This is a genomic window from Ruegeria sp. YTSC325 (assembly GCF_059609525.1).
In genome coordinates this window covers 230,341-253,204 of the sequence record NZ_JBXWLY010000003.1, presented here as the reverse complement: position 1 = coordinate 253,204, position 22,864 = coordinate 230,341, and the positions used below count along the sequence as shown (strand labels likewise).

The following is a 22,864-nucleotide window of genomic DNA, read 5'->3' as shown; positions in this document are numbered from 1 at the left end:
GGTTACATCACCCGATAGTTCGGGCTTTCACGAGTGATCTGCACGTCATGCACGTGGCTTTCTTTCAGCCCTGCGCCAGTGATCTTTACGAAATTGCAGTTCCTGCGCATCTCTTCCACGGTGGCACAGCCGGTATATCCCATGGCTGCGCGCAGACCGCCGACCAGTTGGTGCACAACAGCGCTGGCAGACCCTTTATAGGGCACCTGCCCCTCGATCCCTTCGGGCACCAGCTTATCGTTGGCGGCGTCCTTCTGGAAATAGCGATCCGCCGAGCCACGCGCCATTGCGCCCAGGCTGCCCATGCCGCGATAGGATTTGAACGAGCGGCCCTGATACAGAATAACCTCACCGGGGCTTTCATCGGTGCCCGCGATCATTGAACCGACCATGGCGCAGGACGCCCCCGCCGCAATCGCCTTGGCGAAATCGCCCGAGAACTTGATGCCGCCATCGGCAATCACCGGAACGTCTCCTGCAGCCGAGGCACAATCCATGATCGCCGTCAGCTGCGGCACACCCACACCGGCCACCATCCGCGTGGTACAGATCGAGCCCGGCCCGATCCCCACCTTGATCGCATCTGCACCGGCATCAATCAGCGCCTTGGTCGCGTCGCCCGTGGCGACATTTCCCGCGATGATCTGCACTTCGTTCGACAGGGTTTTCACCCGCCGCACCGCGTCCAGCACGCCTTGCGAGTGGCCATGCGCGGTGTCCACAACGATGATGTCGACGCCCGAATCCACCAGCTGTTCCGACCGCTCAAACCCCGCATCGCCTACCGAGGTTGCCGCCGCAACGCGCAAGCGACCCAGACGGTCCTTGCAGGCGGTGGGGTTCAGCACCGCTTGTTCGGTGTCTTTCAGGGTTAGCAGGCCGGTCAGCTTGCCTGCGCCATCTACGACCAGCAACTTTTCGATCCGGCGCGCCTTCATCAGACTTTTGGCTTCTTCCAGATCAGCCGGCTCCTGAAGCATTGCCAGATTGTCGGTGGTCATCATCGCGTGGATCGGCGTGTCGTCCGAGGTCGCAAAGCGCATGTCACGGTTGGTCACAATACCCACGACGCGACCATCAGGATCGACCACAGGGAAGCCGGTGAAGTTGTACCGCTCGACTAGCGCCTGCGCGTCGGCCAGCGTCTGATCGGCGCGCAATGTCACGGGGTTATAAACGATACCGGATTCGAACCGCTTGACCCGGCGCACTTCGCGGGCCTGTTCCTCGGTCGTCAGGTTCTTGTGGATCACACCGATCCCTCCGGTCTGCGCCATAGCAATCGCCATTCGCGCCTCGGTCACTGTGTCCATCGCCGAGCTGAGCAGCGGAATGTTCATGGTAATCTCGCGCGTCACACGCGTGGTCGTATCCGCCGTTGCGGGCAGCACAGAAGATGCGCCCGGAACCAGAAGTACGTCGTCAAAGGTGAGTGCCTCACGAATCTGCATCTGCTAACCCCATGCAAAACCCCGTTTGACGGCGACCCTATGACATGGATTGCAGCTAAGGAAAAGCCCCTGACCTAAACTAGTTGTCCAATGCGAGCCGATGCCACGCTGAAAAACGACGCAAGTTGCGCAAAACCTGCCGCTGATTGGCCTTTCCCTTTGCGCACAAACCCATATCTTCCCCGGCATACGCGCGAATACAAAAGGCAGGCCCGACATGACCACCGACCCCCTTGTTGTCTTTACCCCCTCGGGCAAACGCGGGCATTTCCCCGTTGGCACCCCGGTTCTGACCGCCGCCCGGCAGTTGGGTGTCGATCTGGATTCGGTCTGCGGCGGACGCGGGATTTGTTCGAAGTGCCAGATCACGCCCAGCTATGGTGAGTTTCCCAAGCACGGTGTCACCGTATCTGAGGACGCGCTGAGCGAATGGAACGCGGTCGAACAACGCTATGACGACAAACGCGGGCTTAAGCCTGGCCGCCGTCTGGGCTGTCAGGCGACGGTTCAGGGCGATATCGTGATCGACGTGCCGCCTGAGTCTCAGGTCCATCGTCAGGTCGTCCGCAAAGCGGCTGCCGCACGCGCCATCACCATGGACCCGGCGACGCGGCTGTATTTCGTGGTGGTCGAGGAACCCGACATGCACTCGCCCACCGGAGATCTGGAGCGGCTGGAACGCGCCCTGCGCCAGCAGTGGAACATTGAGGCCGTCACCGCCGATCTGTCGCTGATGGCCAAGCTGCAACCGGTGCTGCGCAAAGGCAAATGGGAGGTCACGGTAGCCGTCCACAAAGGCCACAAGGATGAGGTCGCACGGATCGTGGAAATCTGGCCCGGCCTGCATGAACAAGGGCTGTACGGACTGGCCATCGATCTTGGATCAACCACGGTCGCCGCACACCTGACCGATCTGGAGACCGGTGAGGTCAAGGCCTCGTCTGGCCTGATGAACCCACAAATCCGCTTTGGTGAAGACCTGATGAGCCGCGTGTCCTACGCCATGATGAACCCCGGTGGTGATCAGGAAATGACCCGCGCGGTGCGCGAGGCGATCAACGATCTGACCATCTCCATCGCCGAGGAGGCCGGGATCGACACCGCGCTGATCGTGGAGACGGTTTTCGTCTGCAACCCGGTCATGCACCACCTGCTGCTGGGTCTGGACCCGGTCGAGCTGGGGCAGGCCCCCTTCGCGTTGGCCACATCCGAGAGCATGTCCTTGCCCGCACGTGAGATGGATCTGACTAAGATGAACCCGCGCGCGCAGGTTTATATCCTACCCTGTATTGCGGGACATGTGGGCGCCGACTGTGCCGCCGTTGCGCTCTCCGAGGAACCCGGCAAGTCCGAAGACCTCGTGTTGATCGTCGATGTGGGCACCAATGCCGAAATTCTGCTGGGCAACACCACACGCGTGCTCGCCTGTTCCTCGCCCACGGGCCCCGCGTTTGAAGGCGCGCAGATCAGTTCCGGCCAACGCGCCGCCCCCGGTGCGATTGAGCGCATCGAAATTAATCCCGTCACCAAGGAACCCCGCTTCCGCATCATCGGGTCGGACAAGTGGTCCGATGAGGACGGGTTCGATCTTGATATCGCCACCACCGGGATCACCGGCATCTGTGGCTCGGGCATTATCGAGGCTGTTGCCGAAATGCGTATCGCCGGGCTGCTGGATGAAAGCGGCCTGATTGGCTCGGCTGAACAAACCGGCACCGCGCGCTGCATCCCCGAAGGCCGCACGCATTCCTATCTGATCCACGATGCGAGCGCCGAAGGCGGCCCGCGTATCACCGTAACCCAAGGCGATATCCGTGCCATCCAACTGGCGAAATCGGCGCTTTATGCCGGTGCGCGCCTGCTTATGGACGAGATGAAGGTCGACGCCGTGGATCGCGTGGTTCTGGCCGGGGCGTTTGGCGCGCATATCTCGACCAAACACGCGATGGTGCTGGGCATGATCCCCGACGCACCACTGGACAAGGTCTCAAGCGCGGGCAACGCCGCTGGCACCGGCGCGCGGATCGCGCTGTGCAACATCGGATCGCGCAAGGAAATCGAACGCGTTGTGCGCGAGATCACCAAGGTCGAAACCGCCATCGAGCCCAAGTTTCAGGACCATTTCGTCGCCGCCAACGCTATCCCGCACAAGACCGACCCGTTCCCGGAACTGGCGCAGGTGGTCACGCTGCCCTCACCCTCGTTCAACACTGGCGGCGGGGATGAGGAAAAATCTGGCCGTCGCCGTCGCCGCAGGTCATAGTCCCCGGAAGGAGGCACCATGACCATAGCAAACGAAGAACAGGCCGAATTCTGGGGCAACTCCCCCTCGGGTGCGAAATGGCTGACCTATGAGGACCAGATGGATGCGCTTCTGGCCCCGGTCCTTGATCTGGTGCTAGAGCGCGCCGCCCTGCAACCGGGGCAGCGCGTGCTGGATATCGGCTGCGGCACAGGGGCCAGCACGGTTCTGGCGGCGCAGGCTGTTGGTCCGGATGGGCATGTTCTCGCCGCCGATGTCTCGCAGCCTTTTCTGGATCGCGCCGCCGAGCGCGCGCTGGCAGACGGGCACGCGAATATTGGCTTTCAATTCGCCGATGCGCAGACCCATCCGTTTGAGGAGGGCGACCGCGATATCATGATCTCGCGCTTTGGGGTGATGTTCTTTGAGGACACCGTAGCCGCCTTTGCCAACATGGCGCGCGCGCTGAAACCCGGCGGTCGGATGTGTTTCGCCGCTTGGGGGCCGCTATCTGGCAACCCGTGGTTCCGCCTGCCCCATATCGCAGCGACCGAACGGCTTGGCACCCCGCCCAAGGTCGACCGCAATGCCCCCGGCCCTTTGGCATTTCACGATCAGGATCGAGTCAGCGGGTTGCTGGCCGAGGCTGGCCTGACCGACATCACTGTCGATGCCGTACCCCTCACCCTGCTCGTTCGAGGCACGCTTGAAGACAGCGCAGCGCTATGTACGCGGATCGGACCCGCCGCACGGGTGATCGCCCATTTCGACGGAACGCCGGAAGATGTCTCTGCAATTCGGCAGGCTGTGGCCGAGGAGTTCAGGCCCTATGTCGCTGGAGATGTTGTTGCAATACCGGCCCTGATAAATCTGTTTCAGGCACGCAGGCCGGGCTGATCTGGAGCGGGTAACGGGAATCGAACCCGTAACAAGAGCTTGGGAAGCTCGTGTGATACCTTTTCACCATACCCGCCGCTTGGATCGGGATAACATCCCGCGCGACCAGACCGCAAGCGCCATTCCGCAGACTAACACGCGATTATTCCGTACGGGCACGCAGGCTGTCTATCAACGATTGTTCCACGTCCAAGGCCTCGCTGGCCGCGTCCAGCGTGCGCCGATCCAGATGCTGCGGGTTCAGGTCGATCCCGTCCGAGAACGCATCAACAATCGCGCGCATCGCTTTGATCCGCGCGTATTTCTTGTTGTTGGCCGGGATCACATGCCACGGCGCGATTTCCGTTGAGGTGCGCGCCAACATCTCATCCACCGCCACCTCGGCCTCGGCCCAGCGTTCGCGGTTGCGGAAATCCTCATAGGTCAGTTTCCAGCGTTTCATCGGATTGCGCAGTCGTTCAGTGAACCGCGCCATCTGTTCCTCGGGTGAGATGTGAAAGAACAGCTTTACGATCCGCGTTCCGTCATCCACCAGCATCCGTTCGAAATCGTTAATCTCGGCATAGGCGGCACGCCAGCGGTGTTCCGGCGTGAACTTTTCCAACCGCTCGACCAAGACCCGCCCGTACCAACTGCGGTCAAAGGCCGAGATCGCGCCCTCGGGCGGCAACCTCTCCCAAAACCTCAACAGGTAGTGACGGTTCAGATAATAATTGCGGGGTGCCCCGATGGGCCAGACCTTGAAACTGCGCGGGTCCAAAGCCTGACTGATACGGCGGATCGTGCCGCCCTTGCCCGCCGCGTCCCAGCCTTCGAACACCAACACGCCCTTGAGCCCGTGAAACAGAAATGCCTGCTGAATCAGTGCCAGCTGCGCCTGCAGATCGACCAGCTCTTCGAAATATTCTTTCTTGCCCAACCGCAGCGACAGATCGGCCTCGGCCAGTTTCGGAGGAAAGTGTATGGTCATTTCAATGCCCTGATCTGGTAATAATCATGGGCAGTGTCGCAATAACGACCGAAAGCAGCCTTGATCGGTGTCAAAACGAAAAAGGCCGGGCACTTGGCCCGGCCTTGAAGGTCGTTCCCGACAGATCAGGCGCGGCGCCGGCGGCCACCGCCGCGACGGCCACCTGCCCCACCGGCTGCAGCGGCTTCTTCAGGCGACTTGTTGAATTTGATCCAAGCCCCGCCATGCGGGTCATTGTTGGTCAACAGATTGGCGGCGCGGATGGCCTCCATTTCCTTACCCGCACGCGGTTGGGTCGAGCCCAGTCCGAACAACTGGCAGAAGGTCTCATCGTCCATATCCGCTGGCAGAACTATGCCCTTGGCTTCAACCTCGGCCTTCTTTTCAGCCAGTTTCTTGGGGCCAACCGGCAAGGCCACCGGGTTCATGATCGCCGAAGTCATGCCAGCGCCCATCGCCATCGGCAGGAACGCGTTGTTGATGCCATGACGGTTGGGTAGACCGAACGAGATGTTGGACGCACCGCAGGTGGTGTTCACGCCCAGTTCTTCGCGCAGACGACGGACCAGAGCAAACACCTGCTGGCCAGCGGTCGCCATCGCACCGATCGGCATGACCAACGGGTCAACCACGATGTCATGGGCGGGGATCCCGTAATCGGCAGCCCGTTCAACAATGGTTTTTGCCACGGCAAACCGCACATCCGGGTCTTCGGAAATCCCAGTGTCGTCGTTCGAGATCGCCACAACCGGTACGTTGTATTTCTTGACCAGCGGCAGCACTAGCTCCAGACGCTCTTCCTCTCCCGTGACCGAGTTCAGCAGCGGACGGCCTTCAGCCGCCTCAAGTCCCGCCTCAAGCGCACCAGGAACCGAGCTGTCGATACACAGCGGCACATCGACCAGACCCTGCACCAGCTCGACGATCTTGGTCATCAGCGGTGGCTCGGTCTCGTTCGGGTTGGGGTTCGAGTTGTAGACGACGCCCGCATTGATATCCAGAACGGTTGCCCCTGCTGCAACCTGCGCGATGGCGTCTTTCTCGACAGTGGAGAAATCGCCCGCTTCCAGTTCCGCAGCCAGTTTCTTGCGGCCGGTGGGATTGATCCGTTCACCGATCACGCAGAACGGTTCATCAAAGCCCAGAACGGCGGTTTTTGTTTTTGATTCTACGACTGTACGGGTCATATCCGTTCCTTAGGAGTTTGCAGGCTTTGCCGAAGCGCCACCGTTATTGATCGCCCAGGTGGCGTTGGTCTTGATGCCACCCAGCGGGAAGAAGTGTACGTTGGTAATGTTGAAATCGGGGTTGGCCGCCTTGTGGTTGGCCAACTCGGTCAGAACATCGGTAGGCTCATAGGGCAACAGCAGCTTGGACACGTCCATGGCACGCTTCTGCAGCACCTTCAGCGAGGGGCCAACGCCGCACGCGATAGCGAATTTGATCAGAGTCTGCAGCTTGGCCGGGCCCGCGATACCGATATGGATCGGCAGGTCGATGCCCGCCTCTTTTAAGCCATCCGCCCATGCAATGATCGGCTTGGCATCAAAGGCGAACTGTGTGGCCAGCGCCATTTCGGCATCCGTCGTTTCGCTGAATTTCTGTTTCCAGCGCAGCGCGTCATCGACATTTTTGGTCGAGCCGTCAGGGTCGATGTCCTTGTTGCCTTCGGGGTGGCCAGCCACGTGCAGGCGTTTGAAACCAGCTTTGTCGAACAGGCCAGATTCCAGCAACTGCATTGAGCTTTCGAAATCGCCATGTGGTTTTTCGACACCGCCAGCCAGCAGCAAAGCCTGCTCAACACCTGCTTCGCCCTGATACATCGAAATCCAGTTTTCCAGCATGGCTGCGTCCTTGATGATCCGCGCAGGAAAATGCGGCATGACCGGATAGCCGTCATCGGCCAGACGTTTGGCCGTTTTGACCATGTCCTCGATGGGCGTGCCCTCGATATGAGCGATGTAGACGCGGGTGCCTTCGGGCAGCAGCGCTTTGAAGTCTTCGACCTTTTCGGCGGTGCGGGGCATCACTTCAATCGAGTAGCCCTGCAAAAAGGCTTCGACGGTCGGGTTCACAGGGCCGTTTTCGACGGCAGCACGTTTCTTGAAGTTCAACAGAGCCATCGTGGCCTCCCATAAAGATCTCGGGCTCATGCCCAACCATCATTCGCGATCAGAGCTTTGATGCGATCCTGATCATATTCAGCTTCCAAGCGCGCTGCCTCGGCCTCGGCAATGTCGGACGGATCGCCCTCAACCGCAAAAGGCTCGGCTTTGCGCCATTCGGCCAGGTAGGCATCGCTATCCTTGGCGTTCACCTTCATGGCCGCCCGGTCGATGGCTTGCTCGAACCGTTCCTCCAATTGCCGCTTTGCGCCCCGCCGGCCTTTGCCGACGATGACTTGGGCGGGAATATCGCGCCAGTATACGATGGTGACGTCAGGCATCGCTGTTGATTCCTCCTAACCAGATGGACCGGTTCTAGACTTCTATATGGGCACAAGTCGGTCGGTTTTCGACACAAGGCGTATTTCAAACGACCTTTTGGCTCACGATGGGATAGCGGGTTTGTAACGAATAGTTCAACGTTCACGCATATCAAAATTCTCATCACTATAATGAGTGTCTTGCGCGATCAGAACACGCGACCTATGGTCGGGGTAACTCGAAAATCGGAGGGCGTTACGAATGGCGCCCAAGCGTCCCAAAGGTGCGGGCGCGTTCCCGAAAGCGGTCGAAAGCCCCGCGCCGGCAAGGCCCGATCCCGATGCGCTATACGCAGCGCTGGATCTGGGTACAAATAGTTGCCGCATGTTGATCGCCCAGCCCAAGGGCAGCGGCTTTCATGTGGTCGACAGTTTCTCGAAATCCGTGCAGCTTGGCGCGGGGCTCGAACGGACCGGACGGCTGTCTCGGTCTTCGATGGCTCGCACCATTCAGGCATTGCGCATCTGCCAGCAGAAGCTGAAACGTAACAAAGTCAAACGGATGCGACTGGTTGCCACCGAAGCGTGCCGCCGCGCAAAGAATTCGCGCGATTTCATCCGACAGGTCAAACGGGAAACCGGCCTGACCCTTGAGATCATCAAGCCCGAAGAAGAGGCCCGTCTAGCCGTTATCTCATGCGCGCCACTTGTGTCGACCAAGACCGAGCAGTTGCTGGTCGTTGATATCGGCGGCGGTTCGACAGAGCTTGTGTGGATCGACCTTTCTTCGGTGTTGCGCCGCGATAGGCCCGCAGCGATCATGCGACTGCATCACGGGTTTCAAACCGCCGACAACCCCTTTCCGTCTGCCAAAGTTGTGGACTGGATCAGTGTTCCCTTGGGTGTCGCAACCCTGCGCGATCAGTTCAACGATGTCGAAGACGACTCGGCCCGCTTTGCTCTTATGAGCTGGTTTTTCGAGGAAAACCTTGCAGATTTTGCCCCTTACAAGGACGAACAGACACGAGAAGGCTTCCAGATCGTTGGCACCAGCGGAACGGTTACAACTGTTGCCGCGTCACATCTGGGATTAAAGCGCTATGACCGAACCAAAGTGGACGGTCTGCGTATGACCAGCGATCAGATTGACAAGGTAATACGCGGGTATCTGGAGCTTGGTCCTCAGGGACGGCGCCGTGACCCAAGGATCGGCGATGACCGACAGGCTTTGATCATGTCGGGCTCGGCCATTTTGCAGGCGTTGCTGCGCTGCTGGCCCACCGACCGTCTTTCGGTAGCCGATCGCGGACTTCGCGAAGGTCTGCTGTACGCGCAAATGAGCGCGGACGGTGTGTTGGAAGACGGACCTTTTTAGGACCATATCTTCGATGCCGCTGACCGTCGTTGCCCTAGCCTATCGCACATCGACCGCAGCAACCACGATTTGTTGTCTGGAAGCAGCCGGATTTGACGTGTTCTGCCCCGGCTTTCAGATTGCAAACGCCCTACCGCATTATGCACTGGCCATAGGGGGAATTGCGCTGTCAGTGCCCTACAACCAAGGTCTGGATGCGCTGGCGTTTTTGAACGAGGTTTCGCACCCTGATGTACCGAAGTCCTCCGTTTTGTCCACGGGGGCAAACTGTCTGGGCTGGCTGGGCTTTGGTGTTTCTTCTCCTTGGCCAGATCTGCTATTGATGGACGCACCGACAGGATCAACTTGATAACCCTAGACCAAGCCGGTAAACGCCCCCAGTCTTCAGGAGACCACACATGGCCAAAACACCGACTGGAAAAAGCAACTCGGGACGCGGACAACGCGATCTGAAGGTTAAGGTAAAAACCGCCCGAGGACGCAAACTCAGCTCGACCCGCTGGCTCGAGCGGCAGTTGAACGATCCGTATGTCAAGCGTGCGCAGGCCGAGGGGTATCGGGGGCGCGCGGCGTTCAAAATATTGGAACTGGACGACAAATTCCGTTTTTTGGTCCCCGGCGCTCGTGTCGTTGACTTGGGCTGTGCTCCCGGCGGCTGGCTGCAGGTCGCCGTCAAACGAGTGAATGCGCTGGGTGAGAAAAGCGGTAAGCGCATCGGAACAGTTCTGGGTGTGGACCTGCAAGAGGTCGAACCGGTCGCAGGTGCGATCGCCCACGTTTTGGACTTCATGGAAGACGACGCGGACGACAAGGTCAAAGAGTGGTTGGACGGCAAGGCCGATGTGGTCATGTCGGACATGGCCGCAGCCTCATCTGGGCACAAGCAGACAGACCATTTGCGTATCATGGCGTTGTGCGAGGCCGCCGCCTATTTCGCCTTTGATGTCCTTGAGGAAGGTGGAACCTTTGTGGCCAAGGTGCTTGCCGGGGGCGCAGAAGGCGACTTGCAAAAATTGCTAAAACAGAAGTTCAACAAGGTCGCCAACGTAAAACCGCCCGCTTCACGGTCGGACAGTTCCGAAAAATTTGTTGTAGCAACAGGCTTTCGTGGCTGACCTTAATCTTCGAGCGAAATAAAATCACCCGCCAGTACCTGTTGACGCAGTGACGCTGTAGCAATCCCCTGCATCAACAGCGCCTCACCATGGTTCAAGTATTCCGGCTTGCGCGTTCGCAGATCCTCGATCCGTTGGGATAGGGAAAGTGGCCGTTGCAGTTGCGACGTATGGACCGGTTTGTCGGACATGGAGCACCTTTTAACACGACGGGTTTTCTACCCGCCCCGTCCTGTTACAGGTGAAATTTGCCGCTAAAATGGCCGAAACCGGGCGAAGCGGTGCCGTTTTAGCGGGTCAACTGCCTTTGCAGTTGCAGCAGATCCGGGTGATCGGGTACCCGGTCCAACCCTTGGCTTAGGACGTCCAGAGCCGCTTCAGTTCCGCTGTTGAGTTGGACCAGTTGCACCAGAATGGGCCATGCCTCAGCTCGCTGCGGATCCAGTTGTATCACCTCGCGAAAGGCGCGTTCGGCCGCTGGCGCGTTCCGAAAGGTCAAAGCCATCCCGCCCAGCACCATATGGGTTTCTGGAAAGTCCAGCCGATTGGCAATGGCATCCTGCCATTCTGCCATCACCTGACCCGCCTTTGACTGTTGCCCGGCGGTCAGGGCTTGTTGCGGAATGGTCAGAAGCTCTTTGGCGACAGCAATACGCACGTTCAACAGCGGATCGGACAACAAAGGTTCCAGCCGCTCAATCTGATCGCGGAGCTCGGCGGAACGTTGCAGCACCACAGCGTTCGCACGGACCAAAGGATCTTGGTCAGACAGCAACCCTGCAGTCTGTGCAGCAACTTCCGCCGAGCCGTAGTTCTGCAATAGATATGCAGCTGTCGCCCTGACAATACCCGGTTGCGTCTGATCACCCGCAATACCCAGCAGCGCCGATGGTCCTTCGGCCTGCCCCGTCACTGCAGCGTTGAATACAGTTCCATAATGGGGACCACGGTGAGACGATTCCGGAAACCAATCGGCTATTTGTGCGGCAGCCCAGGATTGGTTTTGATCCGTATGGCAATCGGTGCAGGCATCCTGACCCAGTGCCAGATCGGGACGCGGGACGCGAAAACTGTGATCGCGACGGCCATCCACACCCATGTAAACCCGTTCAATCATGTGGCACGATTTGCACTGTGCCCCTGCGCTGCCATCGGGATGGTTATGATGCGCAGACGTGTCGTATTCTCCGCGGGCGAGGGTCGGAAAGCGGTCATTCCCCGCACCCGAATGGCATTGCGTACACAGCCCGTTTCCTTCGGCCTTAAGCATCGCGCTATGTGGCTCGTGGCAATCCATGCAGCCGACCCCTTGCGCGTACATTCGCGACTGCAGGAATGAGCCATAGACGTAGACCTCGTCCAGAATTTGGCCATCCGGGTGGTAGAGCCCCGGCCGTAAAACCGCCAGGTTGTAGGCATCGTGATACGCCGTGCCCGGCAACGGGTTGCCATCCCCATGCGCCTCGCGGCGGGAATGGCAACCGGCACATTGCTGTATCTCGGCATCAGTCCGCCCCGCGCCCCATTCCATCGTGAAGCCATATTCCGTCAGGTCGGGGCTGCCCCCCTGCCCGTTCGTCCAGTCAATATGCGCCGAGCCTGGCCCATGGCATGCTTCACATCCAACCCCGATTTCCGCCTGGGTAGACGCATATGAGCGCGTGCCCGCGTCATAGTTCTTGTCAAAGCCAGTGGCGTGACACTCGGCACAACGCGCATTCCAGTTTTTATAGGGGCCGGTCCAGTGCAACCCATCATCGGGCGGCAGGTCCTGATCCGGGTATAAGTGGAACCAACGGTTTTCTTCAGTGTCCCAAACGACATCAAAGCTTTGCAATTGCCCCGGTCGGGGTTCCAACAGATATTGTTGCAGGGGTTCGATACCGACTACCGAGTGTACCGTGTAATCGTTTGATACCCCGTCTTTCTCCGTGACCCTGGCGCGCAGATCTCCGTCATCGGAGAAATGGACAGACATCCCATCATGGTCGAACTGCGTACCATTGAAATCTGCAACAACATGACCGTCCTCCACATCTGTCCAGGCCAAGGCGTGATGAGATTGCGACCACGCCGCGGCCTCAGCCTCGTGACAATCTTTGCATTGATCGGAACCGACATAGACGGGCACCTGGGCTGCGGCAAAGGTCGGCAGCATCAGACCAAGGATAATCCAAAGAGCTTTCACGGTTGGTCCCCATCATCGCCAACTTGCAAATCCATGAGCGCGCCATTGTATTCCGCGCCCAATATCAGGATCGCCGCGCACAGATACAAAAAGATCAGGGCAGCCATCGCTCCGGCCAAGCCTGCATAGGTGGCACTGTAGGATGCGAATTGGCTGATGTAGATCGAAAAGCCCCACCCGCCCGCGGCCCAAAGCGCCAAAGTCAACAAGACCCCCGGCAGAATTTGTGACATGGAATGGCGCCGAGTGGGCAGGATCAAATGCGCCAAAAAGACAGTTCCGGCTGGAACGGCTACGGTAAACGTCCAGCGCAGGCGGTCCACGGACAACCAATGCGATACGTTTACATCTGTCTTTTCCGAAACCAGTTTGGTGTAAACCGGCAAGATGACCTCGACTGCAGCGATGGCCAGAATTGTCGCCCCACCGATGATCACCAGACCAAGGCACAGCAGCCGCGTTTTCCAAAATGGCCAACTGTCTTGATCATGATAAGCCTGATTCATAGCCGCCCTGACAGCAACCACCCCGTTCGAGGCAAAGAAGATCGCCAAAAGGCCGCCCAAAGTAATCACGCCCGACCCCGACTGCTCTAGCACTGCGCGAAGTTCGGATACGATGGGATCGGCTACATCCTTGGGCCATGCGCCAAAGATCAATTCGATCAGTTCTTCGGTGACATAACCTTGTGACAAGGACCCGGCCAATGCCACTGTGAACAGAACAAATGGGAACAGTGCCAACATCAACGACATGGCGACATGGCTACTCATGACAAGGCCGTTTTTGCCACCGAACCGTCCAATGGCCAGCCACAAAGCCTGGATTGGGCGACTCAGCGAAGGAATCACTTGAGAAATCATGATCAAAGCCTAACCCGCCCAACGCGATCACAGAACCGTCAAAACCTCAAAATGGGCAAATTAACTTCCCCAAACATCTGGATGCATTGCATAATTTTCTGGTCTGTGCAGGATCAAGGTAATCCAACCTGCAACGTCACAGGCAGCTAAATGACCCTGGATCCAGAAAACTCCGCGTCCTCGCCGCGTATAAAATTGGCTGTCGTGCGCGATGCGGCCATTGTGGCGACGCTGACAGTGCTTGCGCTTTATGCGGGGGCGGCGTTTTTAATCCCGTTGACCATGGCCCTCTTGATCAACGTTCTGATCATGGCGCTTAGCGACCGTGTGATCGCCCTGACCCGCGCGCCTGTCTGGTTGGCCAATATTGCAGGCGTTACCGTGGTTTTGGCAGGGTTGTTCATGATCATGTATATTCTGGGCAGTCAGGCGACGCAGTTCGCACGCTCGATCAGCGACTACGAAAGCCAGTTCGACGGAGCCGTCAATCGGATCACCGGACTTGTGGGCAACAATGTAACAACCTTCATACGCGACAATCTGATCAATATCGACATGACCTATGTCGCGCGCGTACTGCTAGGCAGCGCCACATCACTGCTGAACCAATTCTTCCTGATCAGCCTTTACGTCGCATTTTTGATGGCCGAAAGACTGGCCTTTCGCAAGAAAATCCGGCTAGCCGCCGGGAACCCAGAAACCGGTGCCGAGTTCGCTGCGGTGTTGGATGCGATCTCGTTCAGCCTTCAACGCTATGTGGGCGTGAAAACCTTCATCAGTCTAATTACGGCGGGGATCAGTTACTCGGTGTTCCGAGTTCTTGGCCTAGAATATTCCGAAACATGGGCCGTGTTGACATTTGCACTGAACTTCATCCCTTCAATCGGGTCGATTATTGCGGTGGTGTTTCCGGCAATGATTGCATTGGTTCAATTCGAAACCATCGGCCCTTTCCTGATCATCGTATTCGGTTGCGGGACGATTCAGTTCGCTATCGGCAACTTCCTGGACCCTGCGATGCTGGGCCGGTCACTCAATATGTCGACCTTCCTCGTGATCCTAGCTCTGACTTTCTGGACAACAGTCTGGGGCATGATAGGAGCGTTCCTGAGTGTGCCTTTAACGGTCTGCATCCTGATCGTATTCAGCCACATTTCCGCCTTGCGCCCAATCGCGGTTCTGATGTCGCTGGACGGTCGGATTTGGGATGATCAGGGCAACACAGAAACCTGAAGCGATGCAGCACCCTCTTTTCATTGGTGCCGAAATCTATCGGAAGTCCACCTACGGTGCGAAACATCCGCTAGCGATTCCCCGCGTTTCAACAGTTATTGATCTGTGTCGCGCGTTGGGCTGGCTGAAGGCTGAAAATTATCGCGTGAGCCCCTGCGCCAAACCAAAGGCGCTGCACGCGTTTCATACGCCTGCATACATCGATGCGCTGCAAAAGGCAGAGGCGTCGCAATTCGTATCAGACGAAACCCGACAAAAACACGGGCTGGGCACCCTGTCCAACCCGGTTTTCCCCGAGATGTATCGTCGACCAGCCACCGCTGCCGGTGGTTCGATGCTGGGCGCGGAACTAATCCGCGATGGCGGTGTTGTCTTTAACCCTGCCGGCGGCACTCATCACGGTCTATCCGACCGAGCCAACGGGTTTTGCTACCTCAACGATCCTGTCTTGGCGATTCAGTCCCTCATCCGTTACGGATTGAGCCGGATAGTCTACGTCGATATCGACGCCCATCATTGCGACGGAGTCGAGGCTGCGTTCCACGGCTCCACTAAGGTCAGAATGATATCAATTCACGAAGAGCGCCGCTGGCCATTCAGTGGAACACTGGATGACACTGCGGGAGGAGCGGCTTTCAACCTGCCCGTCCCTCGGGGCCTGAATGACGACGAATTCTTTGCCATCCTGGAAGAGCTGATACTACCTGCCGCCGCTGCGTTTCGCCCTCAAGCCATCCTTCTTCAATGCGGTGCCGATGCTGTGGTCGAAGATCCCCTCTCGCGTTTGACCTTGTCCAATAATGCGCATTGGAGGGCAGTGTCGAGTTTGCAGAAATTGGCGCCGCGGTTCCTCGTTTTAGGTGGCGGCGGCTACAACCCGTGGTCAGTTGCCCGCCTATGGAGCGGCGTTTGGGCAACGCTAAATGGGTATGAAATACCGGACGCTCTGGATGCAAATGCGCAGATCATCCTCAAATCCCTGACATGGAGCCGCGGAGGGGGAAAACAGCCGCCCAAACACTGGGTAAAAACGCTTCGGGACAAGCCACACCTTGGACCAGTTCGTTCTGAATTGTCCGCTAGTCTGGCTCGCATCAGGGCAAGAATTCCATAGTGGAACGAAACGTAGCGGGTTGCTAACCTGATGCTAGCACAGCGCAATTCCGAGCAACCGTTACTATCCCAATTGCATCCCTGCAGCATGAAGCTTCAACTGGAACAAGCAATGAATGCACACAATCAAATAAATGATCTGAAATCTCGGATGGGGCAGTCGATTATCGGCCAGTCCGACGTGATCGACCGCCTGTTGATTGGACTTTTGGCGAACGGAAACTTGCTAATCGAAGGTTTGCCAGGCTTGGCGAAAACCCGGGCCGTCAAAGCAATGGCCCGTAATTTGGATGCCCACTTCAACCGAATTCAGTTTACTCCAGACCTATTGCCGTCTGACGTCACCGGAACTGAAGTGTTTCAACAAACACCGGACGGCGGAACATTCCGCTTCGAGCCGGGCCCCATCTTTGCCAATATTGTTCTGGCGGACGAAATTAACCGAGCGCCGGCAAAGGTTCAGGCCGCGTTGCTTGAAGCCATGGAAGAGCGTCAGGTCACGGTATCGGGTACGACCCACACGATGGACCCGTTATTCATAGTGATGGCAACCCAGAACCCCATCGAGCAAGAAGGGACCTACCCCCTGCCCGAAGCGCAGATGGACCGCTTCCTGATGCACGTACAGATCACTTATCCACCCGTCGAAGACGAGGTCGAGGTCATTCGGCTTGTGCGCGGTGAAGACAACGCCACCGCTTCTTCATCCCGAACCGAAGCTCCTGCGCCGATCCCTCAAGACGCTGTGTTCACCGCAAGGGCGGAAATTGCACAAATACATGTGTCAGACGCAATGGACAGGTATATGGCCGATCTGGTGCAAGCGACACGAACACCCGACAAGTTCAGCGAGGACTTGGCCAACTTGATCGAGATAGGTGCAAGCCCGCGCGCTTCGCTGGCACTTGACAAATGCGGGCGTGCGCAAGCCTGGATGAACGGGCGCGACTATGTGGACCCAGCTGATATCCGGGCCATCGCGCATGACGTTTTCAGACACCGCATTACACTTAGTTTCGAAGCCGAAGGCGAGGCGAAAACGGCTGACGATGTTGTCGCAGAAATTCTTCGCCTTGTGGCCCTGCCCTAAGCTGGCGCCGTGGCCCGAAATGCCACATATCCCTCTGATCCCCGCATCCATGTGACTGCGCAGCACTTGCTGCAACTTGGTGGCAGGTCTACCGGGCTTAGCTTGCTGCCAAAACAACCAGCCCGTTCGATCCTTAACGGGCGGCATTCCTCGCGATTGCGCGGACGTGGTCTTAATTTCGAAGAACTGCGCAACTACCTGCCCGGCGACGATATTCGAACCATTGATTGGAAAGTCACAGCCAGAACAAGTGCCCCCCACGTCCGCGTTTACACCGAAGAGCGTGACCGCCCTGTCCTGTTGTTGGTTGATCAAAGGGTTTCGATGTTCTTCGGAACCAAGGAATTCATGAAATCTGTTGTGGCCGCAGAGGCAGCAGCAATCGCAGCGCATCGAGTATTGGCGCAGGGCGACCGCGTAGGAGGTATTGTTTTCGGTGACACTGGTCTAGCAGAACACCGCCCTCAAAGACGTGCGGCGGCGCTTATGCGATTTCTAACTTCTGTCGGAGCCATGAACTGCAATCTGAATGCAGATTTGCGGTTCGAAACGTCCGTTACGTTGAACGAAGTTTTGAAGCAGGCAGCGCGTATCGCTCATACCAATGCGCTAGTCTGCGTATTTTCTGATTTCGACGGTGTGGACCAGAACTCGGAGAGCCTGTTTCGCAGACTGTCACACGCAAACGACCTGATCCTGTTTAACATTTCTGATCCCAGCGCACATACAGTTCCGACCGAGGCAAGGCTGACCGTCTCGGATGGAGAACAGCAGATCGAAATCGATGGCTCGACCCCCGATCTGGCAAAGCGAATCCGAGAGGCTATGGAAGATCGGCTGGCCCAGTTGTCCAAATGGTCCCTAAGATATGGGTTCCCCATCGTTCCGTTGACAACTGCTGAACCAGCGCTGGGACAACTTCTGAAACTGTTCGGTCATGGCGGAGGTCCGAGATGAGTGCCGACGTCGAAGGCAAGTCCCTTGTCGAACTGCTGGACATGCTGAAACCCGCGCCAGAGCCACAGGTGATCGCGATGACACCGCAAACCGTGGGGTGGCTAATTTTGGCGGTTTTACTAATCTTTGCAGTTCTTTGCGCGGCGCTACTGATACGTCGACGCCGCAAGTTGAATGCATACCGCCGATTGGCTCTAGCAAATATTGACGACGCTCAAGGCGATGTAGCCCAAATTGCCGACGTTTTGCGCCGAACGGCACTGGCGGTATATCCGCGCTCGCTGGTTGCAGGTCTCTATGGTCGAGAGTGGATTGATTTCCTGAACCGATCTTCGGCTGCGGTCTTTCCTGATGCCCTAGGACATGTTCTTACCGAAGCGCCCTACAAAGCGACGAGGAATGATCCAGAAGTCGCTGAAATTGCGAAAAAATGGATAAAAACACATCGTGTTGAAGGAGTGTCCTGATGATCTCCTTCGCTGCGCCTTGGGCCTTCCTTCTTTTACCGGTACCTGCGGTCGTTTATTGGTTCGCTCCGCCATATCGCGAAAAAGCGGCTTCGATCCGAATACCCTTTTTCCGCCGCGTGGCTAAAGCGAGTGGCATAGAGCCGCGGTCCGGTTCGTCGATACGCAATCGCGCCAGACTACCCAAGCTTACAATCATACTAATCTGGTTTCTTCTGGTACTAGCGCTTGCGCGACCTGAAAGACTGGCTGACCCGATAACACTCGAAAAATCCGCGCGCGACGTTGTTCTGGCGCTCGATATTTCAGGATCAATGGATCAGCGAGACTTCACGTCAACCGACGGTGCGCCGAAACAACGGTTAGAGGCTGTGAAAGATGTCATGCGCACTTTCATATCCGAACGTGAAAGTGATCGAATGGCTTTGATAGTCTTCGGCACCAGAGCATTCATACAAGCCCCATTTACGCAGGATACCAAAAGTTTAAACGGCTTTCTTGATCAGACCGCGGTTGGAATGGCAGGCCCCAACACCGCACTTGGTGACGCTATTGGCTTGGGCATTCGTACGTTCGAATCCAGCGACGTTGATCAGCGTATGATGATCGTCCTAAGCGACGGAGCCGACACATCCAGCAGGATGACCCCGATCAATGCAGCCGCCATTGCGGCCGAGAAAGGGGTTGCCGTGTACACGATTGGCGTCGGCGATCCGAGCGCGACCGGAGAAGACCGTGTCGATCTTCAGGCATTGCAGGATATCGCGGAACGCACGGGTGGCCAGTACTTTTTTGCAGATGATGAAGAAGCCCTGACCGATGTCTACCGGCAGATCGATGCGCAAAACCCAAGGATCGTAGAAACGCAAAGTTTCCGCCCAAGGGAAAACCTCGGTCAATACCCGCTGTTGGCCGCGGTGATTGTGATACTTGCGATCTCAACCTATCTCAGCGTTTTTCAGCACCGCAGGTGGCCCCAATGATTGAGGCACTGGCGGAATTTCATTTTATTCGAGCGTATTGGCTGTTTTTTCTTATCCCAGTCCTCTTTCTTTGGGGGATAACCCGCCCCAAGAAATCACAGAAACAGGATTTCTCGGAAAGTATCGCCCCGCACCTTGCAGAAGCGTTGCGGGTTGGCGCTGCAGAAACCCGCGGAGTTTACCCAGCTGACATCGCGATGATAGCGAGCGCGTTTATTGTATTGGCTGCGGCAGGCCCGACCTGGTCTCGAATGGAAAACCCATTGATTGCTGATACCGCTCTTTTAGTAATTACGCTGAAGGTATCGGAAAGTATGGAGAATTCTGACTTAACGCCCTCCAGATTAGAGCGCGCAAAGTTCAAAATCACCGATCTTATCAACGCTCGCGCCGGTGCTCAGACCGCGCTCGTGGCTTATGCCGGGTCACCGCACCGCGTAGCCCCTTTGACTGAGGACGCCAATATCCTACGCCCCTTGCTTGAAGGTTTGGAACCGGCAGTCATGCCCAAAGACGGGGATTCAGCCACTGACGCTTTGGCAATTGGCGAAGACATACTGCAAGGCAACACGACGGCAGGAGCCATCCTTTTTGTCTTGGATGATATCGCACCATCCCAGCTGCAAAACATGAAAACAACCGAAACTCAGCTTTTGTTTCTGACCATGCTTCCTGAGGGTGACACAATCGTTCAATTGGACAATTTTGAAAGTGCACAAGTTGTTCAATTCTCAAACGATGATCAAGACATCAGGCAATTACAAAAGCTTATCAAATCTTCCTATACCAGCGCGCTGGACGACAACGACCTTGTGAAATGGCGCGATCAGGGGTGGATTTTTGCTTGGCCCGCGGCCTTGATGTGTTTGCTGTGGTTCAGGCGCGGTTGGGTAATACAATGGGTATTGCTGGTTTGCTTTTTAGCTTCTCCGTCAGGTCCAGCCCAGGCCGAAGGTTGGCGAGATTGGTTCCGGACACCGGATCAACAGGGGCAAATCGCGTTGAATAACAAAGAGTTTGCAAAGGCTGCTGACCTATTCGAAGACCCGTACCACCAAGGTTATGCACTGTTGAAAGCGGGAAAATACCCCGAGGCGATCACCGTTTTGACCCAGTTAAACACCCCAGAGGCCGCATTTGCAGAAGGCTTGGCAAGAATTCGAAACCGAGAATACCGGCCTGCAATTTCCGCGTTCGAAACTGCTCTGGAGAGGCGACCAGGCTGGCCTGAGGCACAACACAACCTTGAAGTTTCACAGGCTATTCTTGCTTATGTTGAAACCACCAGAGAGCAGTCCGACACCGGAGAAGAATCAGGTATCGGAGCGGACGACACCGTTTTCGATAATGAGGATGGACGCGGCCAAGATACGACCGCCCAGGCGCCTATAGACGGGTCCGCTCCGTTGCCAGCGGATCAATGGATCAGTGCGATTGACACTGACATGCAGGATTTCTTGCGCAACCGCTTCCTTCTGGACAATCAGGCTCAAGAACAATGAGATACTTGGTTCTTCTCATATGTTTGGTCGCTCCATCAGTCGCGCTACCACAATCGGAAAGCTCCAGTGAACCACGCGTGTCTGTCGAAGTTCCAGAAGAAAGTGTTATCGTCGGCCAACCCGCCCTGGTTCGTGTGAAAGTTCTTGTTCCAACCTTCATGCCGTCCCCACCGGTGTTTCCGTCCCTTGAACAAGAAAATCTACTGGTTCGTTTGCCCGAGCGCGCCTCGGGCCCAGTAAGTGACACAGTTGATGGTAAAACTTGGTCCGGGGTCCAGCGCAGTTATCGACTTTACCCTTTGACACCCGGCCAATTGGATTTTGGCGAGCAAGATGTCGAAGTCACTTTTGCGGATCCTGACACGAATAAGCCCGTGCAGAGCACCGTAACGCTTCCGAAAATCTCTTTGTCAGTCGAAGTGCCTGAAGGCGCACAAGGGTTGGACCCGCTGATCATCGCCAACGGCTTTGAACTAAACCAAGACATTGAAGGGCCTTCCGAACTACATGCGGGAGACGCCATTACGCGCAAGTTAACGGCAAATATTTATGGAACCAGCTCAATACTAATACCCCCGCTTTTGGTGGATACGGACGATCCGCTGCTGAAGGCTTACCCGAAAGACCCGCGGTTTTCGGAATCCGAGGACCGTGGGATCCTTTCGGGCCAGCGCGTTGACGAGGTGGTTTATCTTGCCCAAGCAGCAGGAAAAACGACGCTGCCGCCTGTAACCTTGCGTTGGTATAACCTTGAATCCGACAGCGTTGAAACAGCCGAGGTACCAGCAATAGACCTGCAATTGACGGGGCCAGCCAAGCAGCAATTTGACATACGGAACCTTCTGCAGGTCACTCCCTACGTTATATTTTTTACGTTAGTCTTGGCTGCCGTATTTCGTTTGATGGTTCCTTGGTATCGACGCAGGCGCAAGGTGCAAGCACAAATCTACAATGCGTCGCCGGAGTTCGCGTTAGCGCAACTAAGAACTGCGCTAAATGAACAGGACCTGTCAAAAGCCTATTCAGCATTGGATTTATGGAAGTCGCGCACGGTGGAAACGGTCGATACCAGTGTCATGGAACGCCACTTGGCTGCGATATCCGCAACAAGATACGCTGCGACGAAATCGGGTGCTGAGCCGGATTGGTCAGGTGCCATCGCGGCTATCGGCTCGTTGTCAAAGAGCACACAGCGTAAACCGACGGCACTTCCGCCGCTAAATCCTTGAGTTCAGGTTTGGCAATTTGCAAACAGGGCCGCCCTGTCTTTTATCAGGATGCGGCCGTAACCGATTTCAATTAAATCCAAATCCTCTAATCGGTGAAGGCTTCTGTGTAGCGTAGGACGGGAAACAGCCACCATCTCTGCCAATTCTTCCTGAGATACTATGATCCAGCCATCGGATTTGGACGTTCCCTCGTCCAGATGAAGCAAACGAAGAGCCACCCTTTTCTCGGCCCCGGTTACAAGAAGGTTGGCAATAACCCTCAAAGCAGTCCGCATATTGTAGTGGGTCAATGCGTAGAAATCTCGGATGTAGTCCGGATGTTTCTGTACAAGGCTATTGATCCGCGCACTTGGAAAAAACAGTACTGTGGTCTCGCAAGTTGTCACGACACTCATCAATCTGAATGAGTTCGCGAACATTGCCAGATCACCAAACCAGAAACCAACGCCTTGGCGGTGAAAGACTAAGTCCTGTCCATCATCCGCAGGAACGGCCAACAAAACCCCACCATCCAACACTGCGTACAGCCCATTGACCGGATCACCGTGATGGTAAAGCGTTTCACCAGTTTCAAACGCCCGCACCATCCCGCAGCTCAATAAATCTTCCTGGAAACATTGCGAGCGCTCGGCAAACCAAGTGGCTTCCCGCAAGAGGTTCATATTATTAACTTTATCAAACATTAGTAATTTCCAATGTGATCATATGATAAATTTAAAGTCCACCTTTTACCATACAGTAAAAGAGTTCGATTCCTTCACGAG

At 56.6% G+C, this 22,864-nt stretch carries 22 protein-coding genes and 1 tRNA gene; 13 read left to right on the top strand and 10 right to left on the bottom strand.

Going from position 1 to position 22,864, the window contains the following annotated elements; translation table 11 throughout:
• Positions 1-2: 2 nt before the first annotated feature.
• Positions 3-1,451, bottom strand: a complete 1,449-nt coding sequence (guaB, locus tag AC2FF7_RS06390; protein WP_480865586.1) for an IMP dehydrogenase — start codon at positions 1,449-1,451, stop codon at positions 3-5.
• 217 nt (positions 1,452-1,668) lie between these two features.
• Between guaB and AC2FF7_RS06385 the strand changes: the two genes are divergently transcribed.
• Together AC2FF7_RS06385 and AC2FF7_RS06380 are read left to right on the top strand one after the other, a co-directional pair.
• On the top strand, positions 1,669-3,714 hold the full coding sequence (locus AC2FF7_RS06385; RefSeq protein ID WP_480865587.1) for an ASKHA domain-containing protein: 2,046 nt from the start codon (positions 1,669-1,671) through the stop codon (positions 3,712-3,714).
• Between the two features lie 18 nt (positions 3,715-3,732).
• Positions 3,733-4,590, top strand: coding sequence for a class I SAM-dependent methyltransferase (locus tag AC2FF7_RS06380; RefSeq protein ID WP_480865588.1), 858 nt, complete (start codon positions 3,733-3,735; stop codon positions 4,588-4,590).
• A gap of 2 nt (positions 4,591-4,592) precedes the next feature.
• Here the strand turns inward: AC2FF7_RS06380 and AC2FF7_RS06375 are convergent.
• The 5 genes from AC2FF7_RS06375 to AC2FF7_RS06355 all read right to left on the bottom strand — a co-directional run bounded on the left by AC2FF7_RS06375 (position 4,593) and on the right by AC2FF7_RS06355 (position 8,006).
• Positions 4,593-4,666, bottom strand: a tRNA-Gly gene (locus AC2FF7_RS06375).
• Positions 4,667-4,732: 66 nt separating this feature from the next.
• Positions 4,733-5,560, bottom strand: a complete 828-nt coding sequence (locus tag AC2FF7_RS06370) for a polyphosphate kinase 2 family protein (RefSeq protein ID WP_480865589.1) — start codon at positions 5,558-5,560, stop codon at positions 4,733-4,735.
• A 125-nt stretch (positions 5,561-5,685) separates the two neighbouring features.
• Positions 5,686-6,747 (bottom strand): methyltetrahydrofolate cobalamin methyltransferase, encoded by a 1,062-nt coding sequence (locus tag AC2FF7_RS06365; protein ID WP_170354238.1) that lies wholly within the window; start codon positions 6,745-6,747, stop codon positions 5,686-5,688.
• A 9-nt stretch (positions 6,748-6,756) separates the two neighbouring features.
• Positions 6,757-7,683 (bottom strand): methylenetetrahydrofolate reductase, encoded by a 927-nt coding sequence (locus AC2FF7_RS06360; RefSeq protein ID WP_480865590.1) that lies wholly within the window; start codon positions 7,681-7,683, stop codon positions 6,757-6,759.
• Positions 7,684-7,709: 26 nt separating this feature from the next.
• Entirely contained in the window at positions 7,710-8,006 is a 297-nt protein-coding gene (locus tag AC2FF7_RS06355; protein ID WP_170354240.1) for a virulence factor, read from the bottom strand.
• Between the two features lie 241 nt (positions 8,007-8,247).
• Here AC2FF7_RS06355 and AC2FF7_RS06350 point away from each other — a divergent pair, with 241 nt between their 5' ends.
• The 3 genes from AC2FF7_RS06350 to AC2FF7_RS06340 are packed head-to-tail and all read left to right on the top strand — an operon-like array spanning position 8,248 to position 10,475.
• Positions 8,248-9,360: a Ppx/GppA phosphatase family protein gene (locus AC2FF7_RS06350; RefSeq protein ID WP_170354241.1), complete on the top strand. Its 1,113-nt coding sequence runs from the start codon at positions 8,248-8,250 to the stop codon at positions 9,358-9,360.
• 13 nt (positions 9,361-9,373) lie between these two features.
• On the top strand, positions 9,374-9,709 hold the full coding sequence (locus AC2FF7_RS06345) for a hypothetical protein (RefSeq protein WP_480865592.1): 336 nt from the start codon (positions 9,374-9,376) through the stop codon (positions 9,707-9,709).
• A gap of 49 nt (positions 9,710-9,758) precedes the next feature.
• Positions 9,759-10,475, top strand: a complete 717-nt coding sequence (locus AC2FF7_RS06340) for an RlmE family RNA methyltransferase (RefSeq protein WP_353389861.1) — start codon at positions 9,759-9,761, stop codon at positions 10,473-10,475.
• 2 nt (positions 10,476-10,477) lie between these two features.
• On the opposite strand, the gene AC2FF7_RS06335 is transcribed toward AC2FF7_RS06340, so the two are convergent.
• The 3 genes from AC2FF7_RS06335 to AC2FF7_RS06325 form a co-directional block, all read right to left on the bottom strand.
• On the bottom strand, positions 10,478-10,666 hold the full coding sequence (locus tag AC2FF7_RS06335; protein ID WP_170751314.1) for a hypothetical protein: 189 nt from the start codon (positions 10,664-10,666) through the stop codon (positions 10,478-10,480).
• A 98-nt stretch (positions 10,667-10,764) separates the two neighbouring features.
• Entirely contained in the window at positions 10,765-12,663 is a 1,899-nt protein-coding gene (locus AC2FF7_RS06330) for a cytochrome c3 family protein (protein ID WP_496905384.1), read from the bottom strand.
• Positions 12,660-13,526 carry a YihY/virulence factor BrkB family protein gene (locus AC2FF7_RS06325; RefSeq protein ID WP_480865594.1) on the bottom strand — a complete coding sequence of 289 codons (867 nt, stop codon included), beginning with the start codon at positions 13,524-13,526 and terminating at the stop codon, positions 12,660-12,662. The genes AC2FF7_RS06330 and AC2FF7_RS06325 overlap by 4 nt, the downstream gene beginning before the upstream one ends.
• Positions 13,527-13,676: 150 nt before the next feature.
• On the opposite strand from AC2FF7_RS06325, the gene AC2FF7_RS06320 reads away from it, so the two are divergent.
• The 8 genes from AC2FF7_RS06320 to AC2FF7_RS06285 all read left to right on the top strand — a co-directional run bounded on the left by AC2FF7_RS06320 (position 13,677) and on the right by AC2FF7_RS06285 (position 22,100).
• A complete protein-coding gene (locus AC2FF7_RS06320; RefSeq protein ID WP_480865595.1) occupies positions 13,677-14,759 on the top strand; it encodes an AI-2E family transporter in 1,083 nt (360 codons plus the stop codon).
• Positions 14,734-15,873: an acetoin utilization protein AcuC gene (locus AC2FF7_RS06315; RefSeq protein WP_480865596.1), complete on the top strand. Its 1,140-nt coding sequence runs from the start codon at positions 14,734-14,736 to the stop codon at positions 15,871-15,873. Before AC2FF7_RS06320 ends, AC2FF7_RS06315 begins: the two co-directional genes overlap by 26 nt.
• A gap of 111 nt (positions 15,874-15,984) precedes the next feature.
• Entirely contained in the window at positions 15,985-16,962 is a 978-nt protein-coding gene (locus tag AC2FF7_RS06310) for an AAA family ATPase (RefSeq protein ID WP_496905383.1), read from the top strand.
• Between the two features lie 9 nt (positions 16,963-16,971).
• Entirely contained in the window at positions 16,972-17,919 is a 948-nt protein-coding gene (locus AC2FF7_RS06305) for a DUF58 domain-containing protein (RefSeq protein WP_496905382.1), read from the top strand.
• Entirely contained in the window at positions 17,916-18,386 is a 471-nt protein-coding gene (locus AC2FF7_RS06300) for a DUF4381 domain-containing protein (RefSeq protein ID WP_480865599.1), read from the top strand. Before AC2FF7_RS06305 ends, AC2FF7_RS06300 begins: the two co-directional genes overlap by 4 nt.
• Positions 18,386-19,369, top strand: a complete 984-nt coding sequence (locus AC2FF7_RS06295) for a vWA domain-containing protein (RefSeq protein ID WP_496905381.1) — start codon at positions 18,386-18,388, stop codon at positions 19,367-19,369. The genes AC2FF7_RS06300 and AC2FF7_RS06295 overlap by 1 nt, the downstream gene beginning before the upstream one ends.
• Entirely contained in the window at positions 19,366-20,871 is a 1,506-nt protein-coding gene (locus tag AC2FF7_RS06290) for a VWA domain-containing protein (protein ID WP_496905380.1), read from the top strand. The genes AC2FF7_RS06295 and AC2FF7_RS06290 overlap by 4 nt, the downstream gene beginning before the upstream one ends.
• Positions 20,872-20,948: 77 nt before the next feature.
• A complete protein-coding gene (locus tag AC2FF7_RS06285; RefSeq protein ID WP_496905379.1) occupies positions 20,949-22,100 on the top strand; it encodes a hypothetical protein in 1,152 nt (383 codons plus the stop codon).
• A 2-nt stretch (positions 22,101-22,102) separates the two neighbouring features.
• Here the strand turns inward: AC2FF7_RS06285 and AC2FF7_RS06280 are convergent, their stop codons facing one another.
• Positions 22,103-22,783, bottom strand: coding sequence for a Crp/Fnr family transcriptional regulator (locus AC2FF7_RS06280; protein WP_170751334.1), 681 nt, complete (start codon positions 22,781-22,783; stop codon positions 22,103-22,105).
• Positions 22,784-22,864: the final 81 nt, after the last annotated feature.